Here is a 1,330-nt window from a genome sequence, read left to right as displayed (position 1 = left end):
CAAGTACAACGAGTTCGTCAGCAGTTACACCAAACGCTTCGAGCCAACGCTCCGCAAGTTCGAGGACGCGGGCGTCAAGAGCGACAAGCAACTCCCAGACTTCGAGCCCCTCGCAACCGAGCCCAAACTCCTCCCCACGCGCGACCTCACGCCCGATGCCTGATGCCCATTGCCCATTGCCCATTGCCCATTGCCCATTGCCCATTGCCCATTGCCCGATTCTGCACGCCCACGATGAGTCTTCGAATCGTGGCGCTTCTCCGTCACCCAAACGAAAACCCCGCGATCACTCGCGGGGTTCATGGGCAGCCGTGCTTCAGTCATGCAGGCCGCGCGGGGGCGATCATCGTCATCGCCATCCTCATCCACCGTGCGGCCGAGTTCCTTCAACTTCGCTTCCATCTGCTTCAGCGTGTCCTCGACACCACGGATCACCGGGTCGTCGGACTGCTTGGTCAGGCGTGGCTGCCAACGCCGCACCGGAGCCGCATCGCGGCCCGGAAACGGGATCGGATCGTCACGGTGCACCGGATCTGTCAATCGCAACTTGGGTTCCATTCGGAGTGACCCCCTTCCTTCGCGTAAGAAGGGCATCGGGTCAGAAGCGAACGAACTTTCGCGAACCATCACCATGGCCGACTCCAAGCGTCCCGTAACCGCGCCTCGATTGGAACAACCCCGACATGCGGGCCAACCTCAGCGCTCTCGGACGTCCATAGATCGACCACCACACCCGACCAACATCCAATTCGGTGAGGTTCGATAACCAATTGTCGCAGTGTCCGATAACTATTTCGCGGTCACACGCTCATGAATCTTGGGCTCAGTCCCCGCGCGAAGGCGGCGGATGTTGCCCCGGTGCGTCCACAGGACTAGCACCGCGACCAGTACCGACAGCGTCAACGCCGGTGTCAGCGATTCAAACCCTGCGGCGGTCGGATTGGAAGAAGTTCCAGACCGGCCCAGCCACCATCCCAGTACCACCAAGAATGGCAGCGACACCGCCCCCGACATCGCCGCCACGCTCATGTATCGCAGGCCGGCGAGGACCACCGCGAACACCGCAAACGCCGCTGCCGCCGGCACCGTCAAGTGCGGAAACACGGCCAGCAACGCCCCCAAAGACGTCGCAACACCCTTGCCGCCAGTGAACTTGAGCCACGGATCGAGCACGCGACCCAAGACCGGCTCGAGCATCGCCGCCACCCACAGAGCGTCCCCGATCACCGGACCGACGTCCCCGCAACGGCCCCCCGCCAGCCAACCGGCCACCACACCCCGACGCGAAACCAACGCGGACGCAGCAGCGAAGACACTGAGACAGCACCGG

General features: G+C 63.2%; 1 protein-coding gene. It reads right to left on the bottom strand.

Features of this window, described 5'->3' with window-relative positions:
• Window positions 1-789 precede the first annotated feature (789 nt).
• A partial coding sequence (locus NJ959_RS29610; RefSeq protein WP_254015342.1) for a glycerol-3-phosphate acyltransferase occupies window positions 790-1,330 on the bottom strand: 541 nt, incomplete at its 5' end.

Origin of the sequence: Limnofasciculus baicalensis BBK-W-15, assembly GCF_024178385.1 — a bacterium.
Lineage (GTDB): Bacteria > Cyanobacteriota > Cyanobacteriia > Cyanobacteriales > Coleofasciculaceae > Limnofasciculus > Limnofasciculus baicalensis.
Note: the sequence above shows the minus strand (reverse complement) of the source record. Positions and strands in the feature narration are given on the sequence as shown.